The organism is Rhizobium sp. NZLR1b, assembly GCF_019685155.1.
Taxonomy (GTDB): Bacteria; Pseudomonadota; Alphaproteobacteria; order Rhizobiales; family Rhizobiaceae; genus Rhizobium.
The window spans coordinates 19,834-40,017 of the sequence record NZ_JABDWC010000036.1; the positions used below are offsets into that span (position 1 = coordinate 19,834).

The window sequence follows — 20,184 nt, forward strand, 5'->3', positions numbered from 1 at the left end:
TGGGAACATGATCGGCGTGCAGACGCCTTTGCCTTCATGGCACGAAGCGGTTCAAATGAACCGCCGCAATCGAACCGAACCTATGCGGGCGGGCTTTAAATTTGTTTAAATTGTGCGCCGCAACAAAGATCAGGGCCGTGATTAAAATGCTTAAATCAAGGCTGCTTCGGTTCCGCTTCCGGCGGATTGAGGACGAGGATGTCGAAGTCCTTGGCGGGATCGAAATCCTCGGCGGTCATCCGGAAGGTCGTCGGGCCGATTTTCTCGACGTTGCTGCCGCAGAAGCTGATGAGACTGCCGGGCTTGCCCTTGTCGATCGTCAGCTGGAAGCGCCGGATCGGTCCCGCCCAGTTGGCGCCGGTCGACAGCACATAGGAGATCCAGCTTTCGGTATAGTTGGCGCCGCCGGCCTCGGCTTCCCGGACATGCTGCTGGGCAACCCGGACGAAATCTGCGTCGAGGCAGTATTTGCGGGAATATTCCTCGAAGCGTTCGCCCTTCGGCTCGCCGTTTTCGAGAAAGCTGATGGCGACGGTGCCGCCGACGGCCGGCTGGTAGCGATGCTCGACGCTGACCTTCTTTTTGGCCGGAAAGGTGGTGCGCCACCAATAGGTCGAGCGGAGCGTCCAGAGCGGCACGACATCGGCGTCGGTCATGGGATAAATCAGGCCGCGGGCGATCCAGTCCTTCCGGACGGTTTCGGGAAGCTTGGCGAGCGCGTCGCGGGTCTTCTGGCTGTAAGGCAGGACGGGAATGCCGTTTTTGGCCAGCTCGTCGGTGACGTCGATGCCGAGCGAGACGACGCGCTGCTGCAGCTTGGCGGTGATCGGCCTACCATCCTGCACGGTGGAGAAATGCAGGAAATTGTCGCTGTCGTAGTCGGAGATGGCGGAGTTGTTGTCCACCTGGCCTGATATATCGGGCATCGGGAAGGCGACCAGGCTTTCGACATCCTTGTCGGACGTATTCTCGAACACGTAGTCGACACGCACTTGCGAAGCGGAGATGAAGAGATTTTCCTCCGCCATGCTGACATCGTCGGACTGGGCAAAAATCAGCCCGCCGGTCTTGACCTCGGCCATGGTGTCGTTCGCCAGCGCGGGGGCTGCGATCCCCGCCGCGACGAGAAGAGTGAAGAGCTTCAGCATAAAACACCCCCGTGTCTGCGGCCGCCCCGTGATCGCCGCGGCAGGATTATCGCCGAAAGCTTTCGAGGGTCAATGACGCTGTCTGGAACAAAATGCTTGCAACCGGCGGCTTTGCCGGTCATTCACAGCCGATGTCCGATCAAAACAGCCAACGCCTCGACCAACTTCTCGTCTCCCGCGGCCTTTTCGCCAGCCGCTCGCGGGCTCGCGACGCCGTGCAACGCGGCACCGTCAGGATCGCCGGCCAGGTCATAACGAAAGCCGGGGCGGTCTTCGGCGACGACGCTGAGATCGAGATCGACGACCCGGCGCAGGACTATGTCTCGCGCGCCGCGCTGAAGCTTGCCGCAGCCCTCGATCATTTCCAGCTCGATCCCGCCGGCCATCACTGTCTGGATATCGGCGCGTCCACCGGCGGCTTCACCGAGGTGCTGCTGCAACGCGGTGCCGTGCATGTCACCGCGATCGATGTCGGCCATGGGCAGATGCACCCGCGCATTTCAGGCGATCCGCGTGTCACGAACAAAGAAGGCCTCAATGCCCGCAATCTGACGGCAGAGGATATCGGTGATCCCGCCACGTTCATCGTTTCCGATGTCTCTTTCATCTCGCTGAAGCTGGCACTGGCGCCGGCTCTCGAGATCGCCGAGCCGGGTACTGTCGCCGTGCTGCTGGTCAAGCCGCAGTTCGAGGCCGGGCGCGAAGCGATCGGCAAGGGCGGACTGTTGAAGGATCCCGCGTCGGCTCCCGCCGTCGCTGCGGAGCTTGCGCGCTGGTTCACCGAGGACATGGGCTGGAACAGCCTCGGCCTCATCCCCTCCCCGATTTCCGGCGGCGACGGCAATCAGGAATTTCTTCTGGCAGGATTGAAACCGTGAGCACCGAAACCGTCACGATCGAGAAGCTCGGCGCCCAGGGCGACGGTATCGCCAGCAATGCCGGCGGCCCTGTCTATGTGCCGTTTTCTCTGCCGGGGGAAACGGTGGCGATCGCCCGCGTCAAAAGCCAGGGCACGATCATGTCGATCACGACGCCCTCGCCCGACCGGCAGGAGCCGCCCTGTCGACATTTCGGCCTGGATGGCGTCAACGGCACCTGCGGCGGCTGCACGCTGCAGCATATGGCAGATGCGCCATACCGCGCCTTCAAGCGCCAGCTGGTCATCGATGCGCTGAAATCGAAGGGGCTGACGCCTGAGGTTGGCGAGATCGTTCCGGCCCGGCCGGGCGAGCGCCGGCGCGTGGTGTTTGCGGCGCGCAAGACCGAGAAGGACATGCTTGTTGGTTTCAACCAGGCCGAAAGCCATCATATCGTCGCCATCGAGGAATGTCCGATCTCGTCGGCAGGGATCATCGCCCGGCTACCGGCGATCCGGGCCATTGCCGCCGCGCTGGCGACCAATGCCGAACCCTTTCGCGTCTCCGTGCTCGAAACGCTTTCCGGCCTCGACATTGCGGTCGACGAGGTGAAGAAACTGTCCGATCCGCAGCGGCGCAAGGCGGTTGAGACCGTGCTCGGCCTGCGCGGCATCGCCCGTGTTTCGCTGAACGGCGAAATCCTCATCGAGCCGTCGAAGCCGCTCGTCGATTTCGGCAGCATTCAGGTTTCACCGCCGCCGGGCGGCTTCACCCAGGCGACCAAGCCGGCGGAAGAAGCGATGGCCGAGCTGGTGCTTGCCCATGCCGGCAAGGCGAAGCGGATCGCCGATCTCTTTGCCGGCTCCGGCACGTTCTCGCTGCGGCTGGCGCGGATCGGCCGCGTGCATGCCGTCGAAGCCGAGGCAAAGGCGCTCGCCGCCCTCGATCATGCCGCCCGCAACACTCCTGGATTGAAGCCGGTGACCATCGAGAAGCGTGATCTCTTCCGCCGCCCGTTGATGACGCAGGAGTTCAAGCCCTATGACGCCGTCGTCTTCGATCCGCCGCGGGCCGGTGCCGAATTCCAGTGCAAGGAGCTTGCCCGCTCAGCGGTGAAGAGGATCGTGGCCGTCAGCTGCAATCCGCTGACGCTGGCGCGCGACCTGGCGATCCTCGTCGAGGGCGGCTACCGGATCACCGGGGTGACGCCGATCGACCAGTTCCTCTGGACCTCGCATGTCGAGGTGGTGGCGACGCTGGAGAAATAGGCGGGCCGCCCGTCGGCTCACCCCTTCCGTCAGTGCCGAGGGCGCTATGCCCTCAAGCATCTTTATGGGTTGCCGAATTCCGTTCCTGGCCAGCACTCAGCCGCATTGCCCGCGTTCCGAGCTTTGCACCCGTAACCGCATCGATTGCGATGGGCTCGATCTCTGAGCCCGTTTCGACATCGACATAGCGGGCGAGTTCGCCATCGCAGTGGCGGTGCGCCCAAGCCCCGATCATCATCAGCACCGGCAGGAAATCCCGGCCTGCTTCGGTCAGCAAGTATTCCTCGCGGGGCGGTCGCTCTGAGTAGAGGCGCTTTTCCAGCAGACCGTCGTCGGTCAGCGCTTTAAGGCGCTTGGTGAGCATGGTCGGCACAATGCCGAGGCTCTTCCTGAACTGGTCGAACCGGGTAAGGCCGGTATGTGCATCCCGCAGGACCAGAATGCTCCACGCATCACCCACAGAGTTAAGGCCGCGGGCCACCGGGCACTGGAGAATTGAATTATTTTTCATTGAGTATCTTTTCGATAGTGACACGATATCGAAAAGATAGTAACACAGCGTCAGCCAATGATCCACACCCTAATGAAAGCTGACAGCATGATCGACAGAACCAAAAACATTGCCCTGGTTACCGGCGCTTCCTCCGGCATTGGCCTTGTCACAGCCCAATCGCTGGCGAAAGCCGGCTATCGCGTCTATGGGACCAGCCGCAAACAGGTTGCTGACAAGCCTGGCATCACCATGCTGATCTGCGACGTGACGGATAAGGCCTCGGTGGAGGCTGTGATTGCCGAGATCCTGCAACAGGCCGGCCGGATCGATCTTGTCGTCAACAATGCCGGGGTCGGCCTGCTTGGAGGCGCGGAAGAATCATCGATCGACCAGGCCCAGCGGCTTTTCGACGTCAACCTTTTCGGCGTCGCCCGTGTCGTCAATGCCGTGCTGCCGGTCATGCGCAAGCAGAAGAGCGGCCGGATCGTCAACATGAGCTCGATCCTCGGACTGATCCCATCCCCCTACAACGCCTTCTATGCCTCAACCAAACATGCAATCGAAGGCTATTCGGAATCGCTCGATCATGAAGTGCGCAACTTCGGTATCCGTGTCGTTCTCGTCCAACCCGGCGTCACCAAAACATCCTTCGAGGAGAACCTGACACGCGCAGATCAACCGCTTCCGGTCTACGACTCGGAGCGGGCCCGGAGCGAGGCTCTGATGCGCAAGTGGGTAGCGGCGGGCGACGCGCCGCAGGTCGTCGCCGATATGGTCGTCAAAGCCGCAACCGCCAAGAAGCCGAAGCTGCGCTATTCCGCCGGCAAGCAGTCGCGTCAGGTCCGCTCGCTTCGCCGCTACCTGCCGGAGCGTCTGGTCGACAGCCTGCTGCGCAAGGTCAACGAGCTTCCTGCATCAATCTGACTCTCTATTTTAGAACAGGATTCAGATTTTGAGCCGACACGCTTAAAATCATCCTGTTCTACTGCATATGCGGCGATTCAAAGTGTTACAGCGTCGTTTACGCGTCTGAAAAGACGCGCGGCGCTGTAAGCAAACGAGACCGATTTCGAATGCGCAAGACCAAAAGACGTAATCCCTATTATAACGGCCCGGTGTCCGATCACTTCGACGGCACGCATTTCTTCAATCCCGAAGGTATCGAGCCCCTTGGTTTCCGCGATTTGCTGCGGTGGCAATTCGGCGGTGGCCGTGATCGTTGGCCGCGGTCGGTGCCAAGTCCATATGCGGCGGCCAAGCCGGATCCACGTGTCGACGGCGAGGATCTACGGGTGACCATGGTTGGCCATGCAACAGTGCTCGTACAGGTCGCTGGGCTCAATATCCTTACCGACCCGGTGTGGTCGGAGCGCGTAAGCCCCTTTACTTTTGCTGGACCCAAACGCGTCGTCCAACCGGGCATCGCGTTCGATGATCTGCCGCCAATCGATCTCGTGCTGGTATCGCACAATCATTATGATCATCTCGATATCGCGACACTCAGGCGCTTGAGCGCCAAGCATCGGCCGCGTGTGGTGACACCACTCGGCAATGACACGATCATCCGCCGCGCCGTGCCCGATATAGAGATGACATCGATGGACTGGGGCGAGCGCATCTCGCACGCCGGCATCAGCATTGATGCGGAGCCGGCACATCATTGGTCCGCCCGCGGCGGCGCCGATCGCCGAATGGCGCTCTGGGCGTCGTTCGCCTTATCGACTCCCGCCGGAAAAATCTATCACGTCGGCGATACGGGCTTTCACCGCGGCATCAATTACAAGGCGGCACAGCAGAAGCATGGTGGCTTTCGCTTGGCGATTTTACCCTTCGGCGCCTATGAGCCGCGATGGTTCATGAAAGGCCAGCACCAGAATCCGCAGGAAGCGGTCATCGGGATGAAGTTGGCAAATGCGGCCTATGTGGCGGGGCATCACTTCGCGACGTTCCAACTGACAGACGAGGCGGTCGACGCGCCGACAAGAGCGCTGCAAAACGCTATGAGCGAACATGATATTCCCCCGGAACGATTCCGGGCGCTCAGGGCGGGCGAGGTCTTCGATGTGCCCAAGCTCTAAAGCGCGTCGCGTCAAACTTGCTTCATCTGATACGGTTTAGCGGCGCATGAAGGCTTCGAAGGCGGCCCGGGCCTCGGCACTTTTCAGACGGGCGGAGAAATGGCGGGCCTCCTCGTCGATGCGGGCGATGATCTCGCCGCTGTCGCTGCGGATGAGATTACGGGCGATGCGCAGCGCCTCCGGCGGTTTGGCGGCGAGCCGAGCTGCGGTCGCCAGCGTCAGCCCATCGACCTCGCCGGGTTCAACCACCTTCCAGATGAGACCGGCGTCCTTCGCCTCGGCGGCCGAGAAGGCTTCGCCGGCGGCCAGCAGGGCGAAGGCGCGCTGGTGGCCCATCAGGCGTGGCGCAACGAGGCTGGAACCCGCTTCCGGCACCAGAGCCAGGTCGACGAAGGGAGTACGGAACTGGCTGCGGCTGGAAGCGATGGTCAGGTCGCAATGGAGATGGATCGTCGTGCCGATGCCGATCGCCAGTCCGTCGACGCCCGAGACCACGGGTTTTTCGGCCTTCACCAGCGCATAGAGGAAATCTAGGATCTCCTGCTCCAGGCCGCTGCCACCGACTGCGGCGACAAGGAAGTCGTTTAGATCATTGCCGGCGGAAAAGCAGCCCTGGGTACCAAGAAAGGCGGTGGCGCGGATGGCGGGATCGGCATCGGCCGCCTTCAGCGCATCGGCCATTGTCCGGTACATGGCGCGGGTGATGGCGTTCTTCTTCTCCGGCCGGTTGAAGCGGATGAGCTGGACGCCAGGGTGGGCGGAAGGCTGCTCGACGATGATGTGATCGGTCATTGGAAATGTCCTCAAGCAAGCAGAATGCGGGCGGCGGCGAGGCTCGCAGCGCCATTCACCACCCGGTCACAAAGGGCTGTGGTCTCGGCCATCAGATTTTCGGCGGCGAAGCGGCAGAGCGCGATGCGGCCCTCGCCTCTGCCATCGCCGCTTTCGGCAAGAGCCCCCTTGGCGAGGTAACAGCCGGTGAGCACGAGGCCGAACAGGCGCTGATAGGGTGTTGCACCTGAGAGCGCCTCGGTGGCCTTGCCATCGGTCAGGATCTTGATGAGCCAGCCGGTCGCCGTTTCGAGATCGGCGATCGCTGTGTCGAGCCTGGCGGCGGTTTCGCCAAGACCACCGAGATTGGAGCGGCGGACATTGTCGGCGATCTCCTTCAGCTCGGCGATGAAGCCCTTGACCTGATCGCCGCCGGAGAGCGGCAGCTTGCGGGTGACGAGGTCGATCGCCTGGATGCCGTTGGTGCCCTCGTAGATCGGCGCGATGCGGGCATCACGCAAGTACCGCGCTGCCCCCGTCTCCTCGATGAAGCCCATGCCGCCATGCACCTGAATGCCGAGCGAGGCAACCTCGACGCCGGCATCGGTCGAAAAGGATTTAGCAATCGGCGTCAGCAGCGCGGCACGCTCCTGCCAGTGACGGCTGTCATCGCCCGCCCGGTGGGACATGTCGATCGCATGGGCGCAGGCATAGGAAATGGCGCGTGACCCCTGCGTCAGCGCCTTCATCGTCAGCAGCATGCGGGCAACATCGGGATGGTCGACGATCGGGCTCATGCCGGCGCCGCTCCAGCCGGGCGCCCTGCCCTGGGTGCGTTCCTTGGCATAGGCGAGCGCCTTCTGGGTAGCGGCCTCGGCGATCGCCACGCCCTGAATGCCGACGGCCAGACGGGCATTGTTCATCATTGTGAACATGCAGGCGAGCCCCTTGTTCTCCTCGCCGACCAGCCATCCCACGGCACCCTTTTCGTCGCCGAACCGGCCGTCGCCATAGATCATCGTGCAGGTCGGCGAGCCGTGGATGCCAAGCTTGTGCTCCAGCGAGTGGCAGAACAGATCGTTGCGGGCACCGAGCGAGCCGTCATCGTTCACCAGGAATTTCGGCACCAGGAAGAGCGAGATGCCGCGGGTGCCGGCCGGCGCATCCGGCAGGCGGGCCAGCACCAGATGAATGATATTGTCGGCCGCGTCGTGGTCGCCCCAGGTAATGAAGATCTTCTGGCCTGATATGCGGTAGCTGCCGTCGGCGCGGCGCTCGGCGCGGGCCTTGAGCACGCCGAGATCGGAACCGGCATGCGGCTCGGTCAGGTTCATGGTGCCGGTCCATTCGCCGGACACCATCTTTGCCAGGTATTTCTGCTTCAGCGCAGCACTGCCATGGGTGCTGACCGCCTCGATGGCGCCCATCGTCAGCGTTGGGGCAAGCGCAAAGGCCATGGAACCGGAATTCCACATTTCCAGCGCTGCGACATTCAGCATATGCGGCAGGGCCTGGCCGCCGAAAGCTTCGGGTGCCGTCAGGCCGTTCCAGCCGCCGGCGATCCAGTTGCGATAGAGATCGCGCCAGCCATCCGGCAGCCGGACCTCACCATCGATCAAACGGGCGCCCTGCCGGTCGCCGATGTCTGCGAGAGGCGCCACTTCCTCTGTGGCAAAACGTCCCGCCTCGGCCAGGATCGCATCGACCAGATCTTCGCCGAGATCGCGGAGCAAGCCTGCTGAAATCGCCTCGCCCATGCCGGCGACATGCTTCAACGTGAACGCGATTTCCTCGACGGGCGCCTTGTACATGGTTTTCCTCCGCAGACGGCCTGCACTTCCTGTATTTGGGCAAAGCCCCTCCGAGGCAAAGGGCTAATTGATTTTTACGTAAACGTCAATTTCGATTCCATTGACTGTCGTGCAATAGTTTGCCCGACATCACAGCCCGGCTCTTGCACTCTTGCACAAATGAACGTCATGAAGAGGCTGTAAGGACATCGCCTTCGCAAGGGATCGGCGACCAATGGATACATTGCCCGTCAACATACCCGGTTTCGTCTGGGCCTATCGCTTCTCGCCGGATGAAAAGACGGCGGTGCGTCTGAACAACAGTGCGACGGTGGCGGACCTCATCGCCGACAATTGTTTCTACTGGCTGCACCTCAACCTTGTTGACGCCCGCGTGCCGGCATTGCTCGAAACGCTCGCCGGACTGACGGAGGACGCGAAATCGGCGCTGACGACGCGTGACACGCACGCGACCATCACCGTCGACGAGCAGATGCTCTACGGCACGCTCGTCGACTGCCAGCGCGATTTCGCCCAGGATACCAACAATCTCGGCTGGCTGCATTTTGCCATGTCCGACCGTTTCATCATCACCACGAGGCTGCAGCCGCTGCGCAGCGTCGAGCGGGCGCGGGCGCTGATCGAAAAAAATCCGGGAAAATTTTCACGGCCGGTCGATCTGTTCGAACTGCTGGTGATCGAGTTTCAGCGCACGCTGATCGCGATCGTCATGGAACTCACCGAAGAGCTGAACCTGATCGAGGATTTTGTCTACGACAATGCGCCGCGCGACGAACGCCGGCGGCTGGCGCCGGTCCGGCGCACCGTCGTCCGGCTGCATCGCCATCTGCGCACGGTGCTGGCGCTGATGCGCCGTGCGGCGGCGGCCGACGACGACGAGATGCCATTCGGCTTCGATGATGTGGCGCGGCGGCTGACAAGCCGGCTGGAAACGGTCGACCACGATATTTACGCGCTGCAGGACCGGGCGCGCCTGCTGCACGAAGAAATCGATTCCAAACAATCCTCCGAGACCAACCGCCACCTCTATCTGCTGTCGATCATGACGGCCTTCCTGCTGCCGCCGACCCTGGTGACGGGCTTCTTCGGCATGAACACCGCAAACCTGCCCTTCGCCGTCGGCGATTACGGCACCGAATACGCCGTCGCCCTCATCGTCGCCTCGATTGCCTTTGCCTGGTGGCTGCTGCGGCGAGTGGATATTCTTTGAATCTGAGAGGTGGGGTGGGCGCTGCTGCCCATCCGCCTGCCGGCCCCTTCTCCCCGTAAACGGGGCGAAGGGGATATGCCGCAACGTCTCCGTCCCTCGCTAACGTCCCCTAAGGGCACGTCCCCTCTCCCCGTTTTTTACAATCTCAGCGATCGACGCTCGGGTAATCCGTTGGTTCATGCCACCACCTCGCTCGGAACGGTTCTTGCACGGTTACTAATGTATTTACCGTGGGGAGACCTAATGTCATGAAATGGTGCACATCCGGAGAGTTCGTCCCTCTGATGCTCGTGGTGAGTGGGCCGGAAAAATACAAGCTCGTCGCAACTCTCGTGCAGGCTGCCGAGATGCTGACCGTTGGCTGGCCGATCGACGATGGAGAAGAATACCTCGTGGCGATTATGGCTTGCCGGGATGCAATACACGGGGAGATTCCGGCTCAGGACGCGCGAGCAGCGCTTATCCGTGCCGCCGACGAAGCTGGCATTTCGGTGATCACCGTCGTCCACTGAGTTTCGCAGCCGATGATGAAATGAGTTCACGGTTTCTTCACGCCACCGCCCTCTCGTTCCGCTGCATGGGCAGGTCCCTGCGCGGCGGCTGGTACGGGCCGGCGTGGGGACTCGGCTTGGTCAACCTTGCCGAGAAAGCCGAATGGACGGCCGCGCGACGCCACGTTTGCCACGTCCCCTCTCTCCGTTTTTTACGGGGAGAGGGTTAGCGTGAGGGCAATGCCCACTTCCTATTCCGGCCTCATTACGGCGAATAGCACTGCTGACGCGGGCCGTTATAGGGTTGGAACGTGTTGTCGTAGGCGCGATAGGACCGATATCGGTTGGCGCACCAGGCGACATGGCCTGAACCCATGCTGGGCGCAGGCTCGACGTAACGCGGTTGCGCGACAATGGCGCCGCCGATGACCGCGCCGGCGCCGAAGGCGGCGAGCGGATACCAGTAGCCGTTGTAGTGGCGATAGCCCGGACGGTAATAGCTGTATCCGCGATAGCCACCGTAATAGCCGGGGCGGTAGCCGCCGCCGTAGCCCGGCCGATAATAGGCGCCCGGCCGATAGCCGGGACGGTAGTAGCCGCCCGACCCATAACCGGGACGATAGTAGCGGCGGTATTGGACGTTCTCGACGGCGGAGGATTTTTCCACCTGCGGGGCGGTTGGCATCTGGACTGCCTGCGACGGCACGAAGCCTGTCAGAACGACGGCGGCAGCCAGAACTGCGGTCGCGATCTTGTTACTCAAACCGAACATTCTTCTCTCCCATTCAACAGCGATAACCGCCTGTTTAGCAACGCTTTCGTGCCCGAATGGTTCCGAAAGCGGCCGGGGGCCGGCTGCTTTCGTATCTTTAAAGAAATCGATCTGAACCGGGCATTAACCGCGAGGCCGCCCTCGATAACGGCGCCCGGAATTGCGGCCGGGACGCGCTTTAGTCCTTTGTCTTATGTATGTCGTTATCCCGGAACCGCTGCACAGTTCCGGGCGAAATGTTACGCCACGGCGGAGATTTTCGCCTGGTCGCCCTGCAGGCGGTTCACCATGAAGTTGGAATACCATTCGAGGAACTGCATGACACCGCCCTCGTGCAGGGAGGAATAGGGGCCTGGTTCATAGGCAGGCGAGTGGATGCCGAAGGCGTTCTCTTCTACGATGCGGCGATCTTGGTCGTTGGTCTCGGTCCAGACGTGGGTCAGTTCCTCGAGATTGTAATCCACGCCTTCGACCGCGTCCTTGTGGACCAGCCACTTTGTCGTCACCGCCGTCTCATTGGCGCTGAGCGGCAGCACCCGGAAGGAGATGGCGTGGTCGCCCAATAGGTGGTTCCACGTCGTTGGGTAGTGGAAGAGCAGCATGGTGCCGATATGGCTGATCGAGATATCGTCGGCGAGCGGACGCTTGACGGCGCTCTTGCCCGACATGGTGTAGCTCTCGGCGTCCTCGATCAGCGGCATGCGGGCGGTGCGGAACTGACCGTCCGGCGACATCTGGAACTTGCTCGGCAGGCCGGCGGCCTCGCAGCGCGCCCAATGGCCGGCGATCTCGGGATCGTCGGCGCCGCCATCCGTGCCGGTGACACTCGGGGCTTCGGGATAGGTGCGGCAAAGCTCGGGGTGATTGGCGGCGCAGTGATAACACTCGCGATTATTTTCCCAGACAAGCTTCCAGTTGCCCTTCTCGATGATCGTGCTCTGGAAGGCGACCTTGCTCTCGCTGATCCGGTGCGGCGCGACATAGGGCTCGATCTTGTCGCGCACCGGCTGGAAGTCCGGGGCGGTATCGGCAAGGCAGATGAAGACATAGCCCGCGACGATTTCGCAATGGACGGGCTTCAGGTTGAAGCCGGTCTTATCGAAATCATCGCCCATGTGGCGGGCGAAGGCGAGCTTGCCTTCAAGATCATAGGTCCACTGATGGTAGGGGCAGACGAGACGCACGGAAGAGCCGTGCTCCTTGGTGCAGACGCGCGAGCCGCGATGACGACAGCTGTTGTGGAAGGCGCGGATGACATTGTCGCGGCCACGGACGACGACGACCGGATAGCTGCCGATCTGGACGGTGAAATAGGCGCCGGGCTTCGGCAATTCGCAATCATGGCCGATGAACAGCCAGTCGCGATAATAGATCATCTCCATGTCGAGCTGGAAATAATCCTCGTCGATATAAAACGGCCGTTCGAGGCTGAAGCCCTCACGACGGCCCTTGAGCTGACGCAAAACGTTGCTGCGAATATCCATCTTCATGTCCTCGTGCACCCGGTTGCCACCCTCGAGCAGAAGGCCGGCGGAAGCGCGCCCGCTTCCTTCTCCTTCGGGAGAATTGTTCATGGCGCCATTTAATCACCTGGGCCCATTTAATCACCTGGCATCCCTGCCGCTTGGTTGTAATGCGACATCGGCTTCGAAATTGACGACAGGGTGCGGCAAGCCAAAAGCTACTGATCCCAGTCGCTGACATTCGTCCGACTCTCCAGGCGATTATCGTCAATTGCGACATGGCGTAAAGGGCCGTTGCGCAAAGAGGTTCGCTGGGTGATATCGGCGTCCATCGCGTTTGCGACAGCTGCCGGCATTTAGGTCTCTGGCCGGCCGGCCGCCGGGCGATTTTAACATCGCCTTAAGCATGCCACCCTATCCTGCCGTTGATTCAGACCGAGCGAAGAACGCGAACCATGGCCAGACTCCGTTATTTCGACGCGAAAGATGCAAGCAGATTGCAAGAGCGGCAGCCGATTGCCGCGCATTCCGAATTCCTGCGCACCGGCCGGATACCGCGCGAGCGGCGGCACTGGCTGGCCGAGGAAAAGCGCTATTTCACCCATGATGAGGTCGCCGAAAAGACTGGCCGCAAGCTGCAGGTGGCCGGCGAAAAGACGCATCAGCACATCAACGGCTTTCACCACTCGATCCAGTTTCCGAAGATGATCTTTCACCGGACGCTGGAGGACAGCCCGCATCTCGGTTATTGCCACGTCACCGCTGCGCGGACGAAGTTCGCGCATTACGAAGACGTGAGCTGGGCCTTCTACATCGCCAATTTCTATTCCGACATCGGCCAGAACGACAATTTCTTCGAACGCATCGATGTCGGCTATTCCCGCATGTATTTCGCCGTCGCGATCAAACCCGGCGAGCACTCCCAGGAAAAAATGAGCATCGACCGGTCAGTGCGCGGCAACGGCCTGCTCTTCCGCACCCATGATCCGCAGGCAGCGATCCGCAACATCCTGCTGCTCGGCGCCCGCAACGAACAGCTGCGCGAAATCATCCGCCAGCTATAAAGCGCATCGCATCGAAGCGTGAGGCCAACAACGCGATTGATCGCGAAGAGCGGAAAGCCTAATGACTGCCGGAACTGAAGCACCAGGCAGCACATGGCACGCACGATCGACATTGAGGCAGACAGGCAGGCAGCGCTTGAGGCGGCCTGCGCCGCTCTTGCCGACGGCTTTGCCATCGCCATTCCGACCGAGACGGTCTACGGCCTTGCCGCCGACGCCACCAATCCGGCGGCGATCACCCGCATCTATGAGACAAAGGGACGGCCGCGCTTCAACCCGCTGATCTGCCATATGGCCGATCTCGCCATGGCCGAAGAGCACGCCGAATTCGATCCGGTGTCGAGGGCTCTCGCCGCCGCCTTCTGGCCCGGCCCGCTGACCCTCGTGCTGCCGCTGAAGACCGAAAGCCCGATCCATTCGCTGGCGACCGCCGGGCTCGACAGCGTTGGCATCCGCGTGCCGAAGGGTTTTGCAGGCGCGGTGATCGGCGCCTTCGGGCGGCCGCTCGCAGCCCCCAGCGCCAATACGTCAGGCGCGATCAGCGCAACGAGTGCCGCCCATGTCGAGGCCGATCTTGGGGCGAAGATCCCGTTGATCCTCGATGCGGGCCCAAGCGCTGTCGGCGTCGAATCGACGATCGTCAAGGTGGAGGGCGACCGGGTAAGGCTGCTTCGCCCCGGCGGTCTGGCGGCACGCGAGATCGAGCGCGTCGCAGGCCGGCCGCTGCTGCGGGCGAAAACGGCATCGGCGGCGATCGAGGCGCCTGGCATGCTCGCCTCGCACTACGCGCCAGGCGCGTCGGTGCGCCTCAATGCGACGACGGTCGAACCCGGCGAAGCGCTGATCGCCTTCGGCGGCGCGGCGGTCTCCGGCGCAAACGGCGCCCGGATCGTCCTCGATCTCAGCCCGCAGGGCGACCTTGCCGAGGCGGCGGCCAATCTTTTCGACTACATGAAGCGGGCCGATGCCAGCGGGGCTTCGAGCATTGCCTTTTCGGCCATCCCCGAGGAGGGGTTGGGCGAAGCGATCAACGACCGCCTGCAGCGGGCAGCTGCACCCCGCGACTTGAAATAATGACGGAGGATCGAACCCGATGAGCAGCCCCAGCATTTCCGCCGAACTTCTCGACCGCTTCGCCGCCATCGTCGGCGACAAATACGCGCTTGCCAGCGAGGCCGATCTGGCGCCGCATCTGATCGAGAACCGCGGGCTCTATCACGGTTCCTCCCCTCTCCTCCTGAAGCCCGGCTCTGTCGAAGAAGTCTCGGCAATCATGAAACTTGCGACGGAGACCGGAGCGGCGATCGTGCCACAGACCGGCAATACCGGCCTGGTCGGCGGCCAGACGCCGCGTGAGGGCAAGTCCGATATCATCCTGTCGCTCGAACGCATGAACAAGATCCGCGATATCGATCCGGTGGCGAACGTGCTGGTGGCCGACGGCGGCGCCATCCTGGCCGAAGTGCAGCAGGCGGCCGAGGCGCATGGGCGGCTGTTTCCGCTGTCGCTCGGCTCGGAGGGCTCCTGCCGCATCGGCGGCAATCTTTCCACCAATGCCGGCGGCACGGCCGTGCTTGCCTACGGCAATATGCGCCAGCTCTGTCTCGGCCTCGAAGTGGTGCTGCCGACCGGCGAGATCTGGGACGGCTTACGCCGCCTGAAGAAGGACAATACCGGCTACGACCTGCGCGACCTTTTCATCGGTGCCGAAGGCACGCTCGGCATCATCACCGGCGCGGTGCTGAAGCTGTTTCCCCAGCCGCTCGGCCATCAGGTGGCATTCGCCGGTCTGAATTCGGTGGAGGATGCGCTTGGTCTGTTCGATCTCGCCTCCAGCCTCTGCGGCGCCTCGCTCACCGGTTTCGAGCTGATGCCGCGTTTCGGCGTCGACATCACCACGCGCCACATCGACGGCGTGCGCGATCCGCTGGAAGCGCCCTATCCCTGGTATGTGCTGATCGACATCTCCACGTCGGACTCGGCCGAGACGGCGGAGCGGATGATGAACGGCGTCCTGGAACAAGGCTTCGAGGCCGGGCTGGTGCTCGATGCGGCGATCGCTTCATCGGTCGCCCAGCAGAAGGCCATCTGGCACATGCGCGAAAGCATGTCGGATGCCCAGAAGCCGGAAGGCGGGTCGATCAAGCACGATGTTTCCGTGCCGGTGTCGAAGGTTCCGCATTTCATGGCCGAGGCCGAAGAAGCGGTGATGGCGGCAATGCCCGGAGCCCGCATCTGCGCTTTCGGCCATATGGGCGACGGCAATATCCATTACAATATTTCCCAGCCGGTCGGTGCCGACAAGGACGCCTTCATCGCCCGCTGGCACGAGATGAACCACATCGTTCATGGGCTGGTAATTGCTCACGGCGGCTCGATCTCGGCCGAGCACGGCATCGGACAGCTGAAGCGCGACGAACTGGCTGCCATCCGCCCGGCAATCGAAATCGAGCTGATGCGCCGCATCAAACGCGCCTTCGACCCCGCCAACATCATGAACCCTGGAAAGGTGGTCAGTCTCGACGTGTGAGACCGACGGTCAGGATTGCTGCGTGCCGCCGCCGGTCAGGATCTGCAGCGCCGGCGACTGCTGCGTGCTGTTCTTGACGTCGTACATGGCGGTGAAGCGCCGCAGCAGCTTGTCGACCTTCTTCGGATCCTGGAGATCCTCGAGCTTGACGAAGCGGTTGATGAGGTCGGCCTGCTTGGCGACATCCATGCCCGAGATCTGCGAAGGCAAGCTGTAGGCGGTGGTGATCACCTGATAGAGCGCCTTGTCGCCGAGGATCGAATAGATCGAGGTGATGTTCGGGGCCTTGCGGCTGAAATAGAGCGCCAGGCGGACGCCGTCATTGCTTTCGCCCTGCTGGGCTTCCATCGTCTGCTGGACGAAAAGCTTCTGGGTGTGGTCTTCGGCAGCCTTGTTCTGGATAGTGCCTACCTTGGCGCGGGTGAGATTGCCGTCCTTGTCGAAGTTGAAAGCGGCGACGATATCCTTGAAGCGCGCATCGGCCTTGGTGTTCAGATAACTCTTCTTGTCGTCGGGATCGGAGGTGAAGATCTTCTTCAGTGTCGCCTTGTCGTAATCCTTCGGGTCGAGGTTGTTGGCTTTCAGCACCAGATTCGTCAGGCGGCTGTCGTCGAGGAAATCGTCGAGCGACTTCACCTTCGCCATGCCCTTGGCGAAGTAATCCACCTCGGTCGTCGCGTCCTTCGATGCCTTGTCCTTTAACGGGCCGGCCTTCAACAGCATGGTGACATGCGCCTTATAATCGGTGGCGTATTTGGCCAACGTCGCATCGGGAAGCGCCTGGAAGGGTGACGCCGCCTTGCCGTCGGGGCCGAAGTTGAAGGCGCGGGCAAGGTTGGTGATGCGTTCGTCCTTCAGCGAGGCGATATAGCCTTTCGGGTCGTATGCATCGCTCGTCAGGATCTTGCGCATCATCGAGCGCGGCACCTCCTGGTCGGTCAGACCGAAAGCCTGCAGCGCCACATGGTAGGGATCCGGCAGCTTGTCGTTGCTTTTCTTGAAATCGGCCGAGGAATTGCTGCGCAGGAAATCGTTGACGCTCTTGATCTCGGAGAAATCGAGCAGGCTGGTGCTATCGGCCATCATGCTCGTGTAATTGGAGGTGACTTCGTCGATCGCCTCGTCGCGCTCGTCGTCATAGCGCGCCATATAATTGTCATTGGTGGTTTGCGCCTGATCGGCCGTCTGGACCGAGCTGACGACCGGGAGCGATCCGTCGGCGGCGAAGTTGAAGTCGGCATTGAGATCGGCGTGGCCGGCGGCGGCGGCGGCGGTCGCATCGGTCAAAATGCTCTTCAGATCAGCGTTCGAGGTAGCCGATGGCAGATTGTAGGTGCTCTTCAGGAAATTGGTGATGGCGTCATCGGCGATGAGATCGTCGACATTGCCGATTGTCGCCATCCGGGCGGAATAATCGTCGGTGCGGGCTCCGGCGGCAATTTTCGTGTTGGTGATCTGTGCCGCCGTCTGCGCCTGCATGCCGTCCTCGAGCGTGCCATCCGCCTTGAAGTTGAAGGCGGCGGCAACATCGGCATAGGTGCCGGTGCCGCTCTGATCGGTCAGGATATTGCGAAGAGCGACGTCGGTGACGGTGGACGGGATGCCGAAGGCGTTGCGCACGAAATTGTTCAGCTTCTGATCCGACAGCAACTGATCGACGTTTGAGATGCCGGCGATGGTCGCCTGGTAATAGACGGCCGCATCATTGGCCTTGCTGGCAGTGCTGGCGCTTTGCGTCGCGCTCTGCGAGGCATAAAGCGTCGCGACCGAACCGTCGGCCTTGAAATTGAAGAGGTTGTTAACGTCGCTGTAGCCCTGGGCGCTGGCAGCCGCAGGGTCGACGAGGAACGTCCTCAACGTCGCATCGGAGACGCTGTCGGCGATCTGCATGCTGTTTCTGAGATAGCTGACTGCGACAGTATCGGACATGATGTTATCGACATTGGTGACATTGCCGATTATGCTGTTGAAATGCGCTGCGTTCGCCGCCAACTTGTCGGTCGTCGATTTCCGCTGCGCCGCGGTCTGGATCACCGAACCATTGATCGAACCATCCGCCTGGAAATTGAAGTCGGCATTGAGACCGGCATGGCCCTGGGCCGCGGCATAGGCCGAATCCGTCAGGATATTCTTCAGGTCGGCATTGCTGAAATTGGTGCCAAGCCCATAGGCATCCTTGATGGAACGCGCCAGCACATTGTCGGCGAGCAGGTCGTCGACATTGGTGATGCCGCTCGATTGCGAGGTCACATTATAATAGTTGGCGGTGCTCGACGCTGCCGATGACAGCTTGTTCGCCTGATCAACCGTCTGGACGCGCGCCGTGCTCAAGGTCGACCCGTCCGCCTTGAAGTTGAAGGCGTTGTAGACATTGGTAAAGCCCATCAGCTGGGCATAACCGGGGTCGGTCAGCACCGTGCGCAACGCTGCCGCGGTAAAGTCGGCGCCCATGCTGTAGGCCGTCGTGATGTAGGAGGTCAGGCGTTTGTCGGCGACCAGATCGTCGACATTGGTGATCGTGCCGATCTTGGCGGTATAATAGGCCTTGTTGTAGTCAGCCGCCGTCTTGCCGACATAGTAGACGTCGGAGCCGACCGAATTGTCGATGATCACCGATTGGGAATTCAGCGTGTAGGTCTCGACGACCGACGCCTTCTGCGCCGCCGTCTGCGCCGTGCCGGTGACTGTGCCGTCGGCGTTGAAGCTGAACTGGGCGGCAAGCGCCTTGTACTTGTCGCCACCTTGCGTGTTGACGACGCTCGTGGGGTCGCTGAGATCGCTCGTCAGCACCTGGCGCAGAAAATCCTTCGACGCATAGGTGGGATCGATTTTGAAAGTCGTCAGTACATAGGTGCGCAGCCGCGTGTTGTTGACCAGATCGTCGACCGTCTGCACGCTATCGATATTGTTGTTGTAATAGGTGCTCTCGGTGCTCGCCGCCTTGTCGGCATCGACGAAGGACTGCTTGTAGAGGCCGATGAGATCGTCCTCCTGCGCGTCCGTCTGCACATCCTTGGCAGGCGCATTGAAATTGAAGGCGGAGGCAAATTCGCGATAACGCGTATCAGAAAGCTTGTTGGCGTAGCTGTTGGCGTCGGTGAGATCGCTTTCGAGCACCTTCTTCATGAAGGCCTTGGCGTAGGTCATATCCTCCAGACCATAGGCCTTCATCGCATAGCTGTAGAGCTTGTAATCGCCGAGAAAGTCGTCGACCGATGTGACCTTGTTGATATGGTCGGCGTAGTACTGAGCGTCCTTTTTGACCGTCGCCTGCGACGCAACCTTGTTGAGGCTCGACGTCATATCCTTCGACAGGATCGTGTAAGCGAGGGAAGCCGTGATCATTAAAAGCGCCCTTTTCGGCAAACTCTCTAAAAGAACGAACTGCTGGTAAGCATATTTTGCCACGGAAAGCTTACCTGAGGCTTACCTCAGGATGCATCATATCAGCACACCACACCGTTCACCTTCCGGAAACCCTGCCGGATTCGGTTTTGATAACCATCAGAGGAGGCAAAGTTTTCTTAACCGCAATTTTTAAGCTGTACGGAACGGCAGGCCCCTATTGTCGGCCATAGAGGACGAAAAGTCCCAAGGAGAAGACCGGAAATCGGCTCTCAGGTAAGACAAGGGTAGAATGACATGAACAATCCCGCAATGAAGCCCGCCTGGGCTGGCACGACGTTACGCCTCGATCCGGCCCGCTTTCCCCAGCAGGTCAGCTACGCCATCCACGATTGTTCGGATGACGTCAACATCACCATAGACGAACGCGGCGCGGTGCTGCGCAAGGTCCTCCCTTCCAGCGGCCTGCCGCTCTCGATTGCCCTGCCGAAGCGCGTCTTCAAGGGCGTCGCTGCCCGCGCCATCGACCATGGCGACGGCGAAGTCACCGTCACTCTCGAGCTTCACCACGCCGATCCGGACCTTTGCATTCCGCTGCTCGTCGCCCATGACCTCAGCGATATCGCCGCCGACTGGCGCAGCTGGTCCGAAGCCTTCCGCATTCCGATGCTGATGGTCGAGGCCGACGGCGTCGCCCGTCCGCTCGAAGACCATATTGGTGCCTTGCGCACCAGCGATCTCAAGCCGCGCCGCCGTCATTCCTACTTCGCCAACCGGCGCCCGCGCTTCCTCGTGCGCCGCACCACCGGTCGGCTGGGTGTCGCCATGAAGATCGAGGGCAAGGAAATCATCGCCCGCAATTGAGCGAAATAGCGACACTCGG

The 20,184-nt window shown here is 61.4% G+C and carries 17 protein-coding genes; 10 read left to right on the forward strand and 7 right to left on the reverse strand.

Going from position 1 to position 20,184, the window contains the following annotated elements; all coding sequences use genetic code 11:
- Window positions 1-155: 155 nt before the first annotated feature.
- Complete coding sequence (locus HJB84_RS31485; RefSeq protein ID WP_221117819.1) at window positions 156-1,148, reverse strand: DUF4424 domain-containing protein; 993 nt, start codon at window positions 1,146-1,148, stop codon at window positions 156-158.
- A 92-nt stretch (window positions 1,149-1,240) separates the two neighbouring features.
- Between HJB84_RS31485 and HJB84_RS31490 the strand changes: the two genes are divergently transcribed.
- On the forward strand, window positions 1,241-2,026 hold the full coding sequence (locus HJB84_RS31490; protein ID WP_405049049.1) for a TlyA family RNA methyltransferase: 786 nt from the start codon (window positions 1,241-1,243) through the stop codon (window positions 2,024-2,026).
- A complete protein-coding gene (locus tag HJB84_RS31495) occupies window positions 2,023-3,273 on the forward strand; it encodes a class I SAM-dependent RNA methyltransferase (protein ID WP_207583175.1) in 1,251 nt (416 codons plus the stop codon). Before HJB84_RS31490 ends, HJB84_RS31495 begins: the two co-directional genes overlap by 4 nt.
- 52 nt (window positions 3,274-3,325) lie before the next feature.
- Here the strand turns inward: HJB84_RS31495 and HJB84_RS31500 are convergent, their stop codons facing one another.
- Window positions 3,326-3,784 carry a helix-turn-helix domain-containing protein gene (locus HJB84_RS31500; RefSeq protein WP_207583174.1) on the reverse strand — a complete coding sequence of 153 codons (459 nt, stop codon included), beginning with the start codon at window positions 3,782-3,784 and terminating at the stop codon, window positions 3,326-3,328.
- Between the two features lie 87 nt (window positions 3,785-3,871).
- Between HJB84_RS31500 and HJB84_RS31505 the strand changes: the two genes are divergently transcribed.
- Together HJB84_RS31505 and HJB84_RS31510 are read left to right on the forward strand one after the other, a co-directional pair.
- Window positions 3,872-4,690, forward strand: a complete 819-nt coding sequence (locus HJB84_RS31505) for an oxidoreductase (protein ID WP_221117821.1) — start codon at window positions 3,872-3,874, stop codon at window positions 4,688-4,690.
- 149 nt (window positions 4,691-4,839) lie between these two features.
- The gene (locus HJB84_RS31510; RefSeq protein WP_221117822.1) at window positions 4,840-5,844 is read left to right on the forward strand and encodes an MBL fold metallo-hydrolase; all 1,005 of its coding nucleotides are present in this window, start codon (window positions 4,840-4,842) and stop codon (window positions 5,842-5,844) included.
- Between the two features lie 36 nt (window positions 5,845-5,880).
- Here HJB84_RS31510 and HJB84_RS31515 read toward each other — a convergent pair whose 3' ends face one another.
- Together HJB84_RS31515 and HJB84_RS31520 are read right to left on the reverse strand one after the other, a co-directional pair.
- Window positions 5,881-6,636: a crotonase/enoyl-CoA hydratase family protein gene (locus tag HJB84_RS31515; protein WP_207583171.1), complete on the reverse strand. Its 756-nt coding sequence runs from the start codon at window positions 6,634-6,636 to the stop codon at window positions 5,881-5,883.
- 11 nt (window positions 6,637-6,647) lie between these two features.
- Window positions 6,648-8,426: an acyl-CoA dehydrogenase gene (locus HJB84_RS31520; RefSeq protein ID WP_207583170.1), complete on the reverse strand. Its 1,779-nt coding sequence runs from the start codon at window positions 8,424-8,426 to the stop codon at window positions 6,648-6,650.
- Window positions 8,427-8,640: 214 nt separating this feature from the next.
- Between HJB84_RS31520 and HJB84_RS31525 the strand changes: the two genes are divergently transcribed.
- On the forward strand, window positions 8,641-9,636 hold the full coding sequence (locus HJB84_RS31525) for a transporter (RefSeq protein WP_207583169.1): 996 nt from the start codon (window positions 8,641-8,643) through the stop codon (window positions 9,634-9,636).
- 248 nt (window positions 9,637-9,884) lie between these two features.
- Window positions 9,885-10,148 (forward strand): DUF982 domain-containing protein, encoded by a 264-nt coding sequence (locus tag HJB84_RS31530; RefSeq protein ID WP_164009858.1) that lies wholly within the window; start codon window positions 9,885-9,887, stop codon window positions 10,146-10,148.
- Between the two features lie 244 nt (window positions 10,149-10,392).
- Here HJB84_RS31530 and HJB84_RS31535 read toward each other — a convergent pair whose 3' ends face one another.
- Together HJB84_RS31535 and HJB84_RS31540 are read right to left on the reverse strand one after the other, a co-directional pair.
- Window positions 10,393-10,899 (reverse strand): BA14K family protein, encoded by a 507-nt coding sequence (locus HJB84_RS31535; RefSeq protein WP_207583168.1) that lies wholly within the window; start codon window positions 10,897-10,899, stop codon window positions 10,393-10,395.
- Window positions 10,900-11,138: 239 nt separating this feature from the next.
- Complete coding sequence (locus tag HJB84_RS31540; RefSeq protein ID WP_207584263.1) at window positions 11,139-12,383, reverse strand: aromatic ring-hydroxylating dioxygenase subunit alpha; 1,245 nt, start codon at window positions 12,381-12,383, stop codon at window positions 11,139-11,141.
- 434 nt (window positions 12,384-12,817) lie between these two features.
- Between HJB84_RS31540 and HJB84_RS31545 the strand changes: the two genes are divergently transcribed.
- The 3 genes from HJB84_RS31545 to HJB84_RS31555 all read left to right on the forward strand — a co-directional run bounded on the left by HJB84_RS31545 (window position 12,818) and on the right by HJB84_RS31555 (window position 15,956).
- Window positions 12,818-13,426 carry a DUF6656 family protein gene (locus HJB84_RS31545; RefSeq protein WP_207583167.1) on the forward strand — a complete coding sequence of 203 codons (609 nt, stop codon included), beginning with the start codon at window positions 12,818-12,820 and terminating at the stop codon, window positions 13,424-13,426.
- 93 nt (window positions 13,427-13,519) lie between these two features.
- A complete protein-coding gene (locus HJB84_RS31550; protein WP_207583166.1) occupies window positions 13,520-14,500 on the forward strand; it encodes an L-threonylcarbamoyladenylate synthase in 981 nt (326 codons plus the stop codon).
- Between the two features lie 19 nt (window positions 14,501-14,519).
- Window positions 14,520-15,956 (forward strand): FAD-binding oxidoreductase, encoded by a 1,437-nt coding sequence (locus HJB84_RS31555; protein ID WP_221117823.1) that lies wholly within the window; start codon window positions 14,520-14,522, stop codon window positions 15,954-15,956.
- Between the two features lie 9 nt (window positions 15,957-15,965).
- On the opposite strand, the gene HJB84_RS31560 is transcribed toward HJB84_RS31555, so the two are convergent.
- Complete coding sequence (locus HJB84_RS31560; protein WP_221117824.1) at window positions 15,966-19,301, reverse strand: DUF1217 domain-containing protein; 3,336 nt, start codon at window positions 19,299-19,301, stop codon at window positions 15,966-15,968.
- A 297-nt stretch (window positions 19,302-19,598) separates the two neighbouring features.
- Here HJB84_RS31560 and HJB84_RS31565 point away from each other — a divergent pair, with 297 nt between their 5' ends.
- Entirely contained in the window at window positions 19,599-20,165 is a 567-nt protein-coding gene (locus HJB84_RS31565; protein WP_221117825.1) for a DUF6101 family protein, read from the forward strand.
- Window positions 20,166-20,184: the final 19 nt, after the last annotated feature.

Coding starts and splice junctions, on each gene's coding strand:
- HJB84_RS31485 (WP_221117819.1), bottom strand. CDS start 1,148: ATGCTGAAGCTCTTCACTCTTCTCGTCGCGGCGGGGATCGCAGCCCCC.
- HJB84_RS31490 (WP_405049049.1), top strand. CDS start 1,241: ATGCTTGCAACCGGCGGCTTTGCCGGTCATTCACAGCCGATGTCCGAT.
- HJB84_RS31500 (WP_207583174.1), bottom strand. CDS start 3,784: ATGAAAAATAATTCAATTCTCCAGTGCCCGGTGGCCCGCGGCCTTAAC.
- HJB84_RS31505 (WP_221117821.1), top strand. CDS start 3,872: ATGATCGACAGAACCAAAAACATTGCCCTGGTTACCGGCGCTTCCTCC.
- HJB84_RS31510 (WP_221117822.1), top strand. CDS start 4,840: ATGCGCAAGACCAAAAGACGTAATCCCTATTATAACGGCCCGGTGTCC.
- HJB84_RS31515 (WP_207583171.1), bottom strand. CDS start 6,636: ATGACCGATCACATCATCGTCGAGCAGCCTTCCGCCCACCCTGGCGTC.
- HJB84_RS31520 (WP_207583170.1), bottom strand. CDS start 8,426: ATGTACAAGGCGCCCGTCGAGGAAATCGCGTTCACGTTGAAGCATGTC.
- HJB84_RS31525 (WP_207583169.1), top strand. CDS start 8,641: ATGGATACATTGCCCGTCAACATACCCGGTTTCGTCTGGGCCTATCGC.
- HJB84_RS31530 (WP_164009858.1), top strand. CDS start 9,885: ATGAAATGGTGCACATCCGGAGAGTTCGTCCCTCTGATGCTCGTGGTG.
- HJB84_RS31535 (WP_207583168.1), bottom strand. CDS start 10,899: ATGTTCGGTTTGAGTAACAAGATCGCGACCGCAGTTCTGGCTGCCGCC.
- HJB84_RS31540 (WP_207584263.1), bottom strand. CDS start 12,383: ATGGATATTCGCAGCAACGTTTTGCGTCAGCTCAAGGGCCGTCGTGAG.
- HJB84_RS31545 (WP_207583167.1), top strand. CDS start 12,818: ATGGCCAGACTCCGTTATTTCGACGCGAAAGATGCAAGCAGATTGCAA.
- HJB84_RS31550 (WP_207583166.1), top strand. CDS start 13,520: ATGGCACGCACGATCGACATTGAGGCAGACAGGCAGGCAGCGCTTGAG.
- HJB84_RS31555 (WP_221117823.1), top strand. CDS start 14,520: ATGAGCAGCCCCAGCATTTCCGCCGAACTTCTCGACCGCTTCGCCGCC.
- HJB84_RS31560 (WP_221117824.1), bottom strand. CDS start 19,301: ATGATCACGGCTTCCCTCGCTTACACGATCCTGTCGAAGGATATGACG.
- HJB84_RS31565 (WP_221117825.1), top strand. CDS start 19,599: ATGAACAATCCCGCAATGAAGCCCGCCTGGGCTGGCACGACGTTACGC.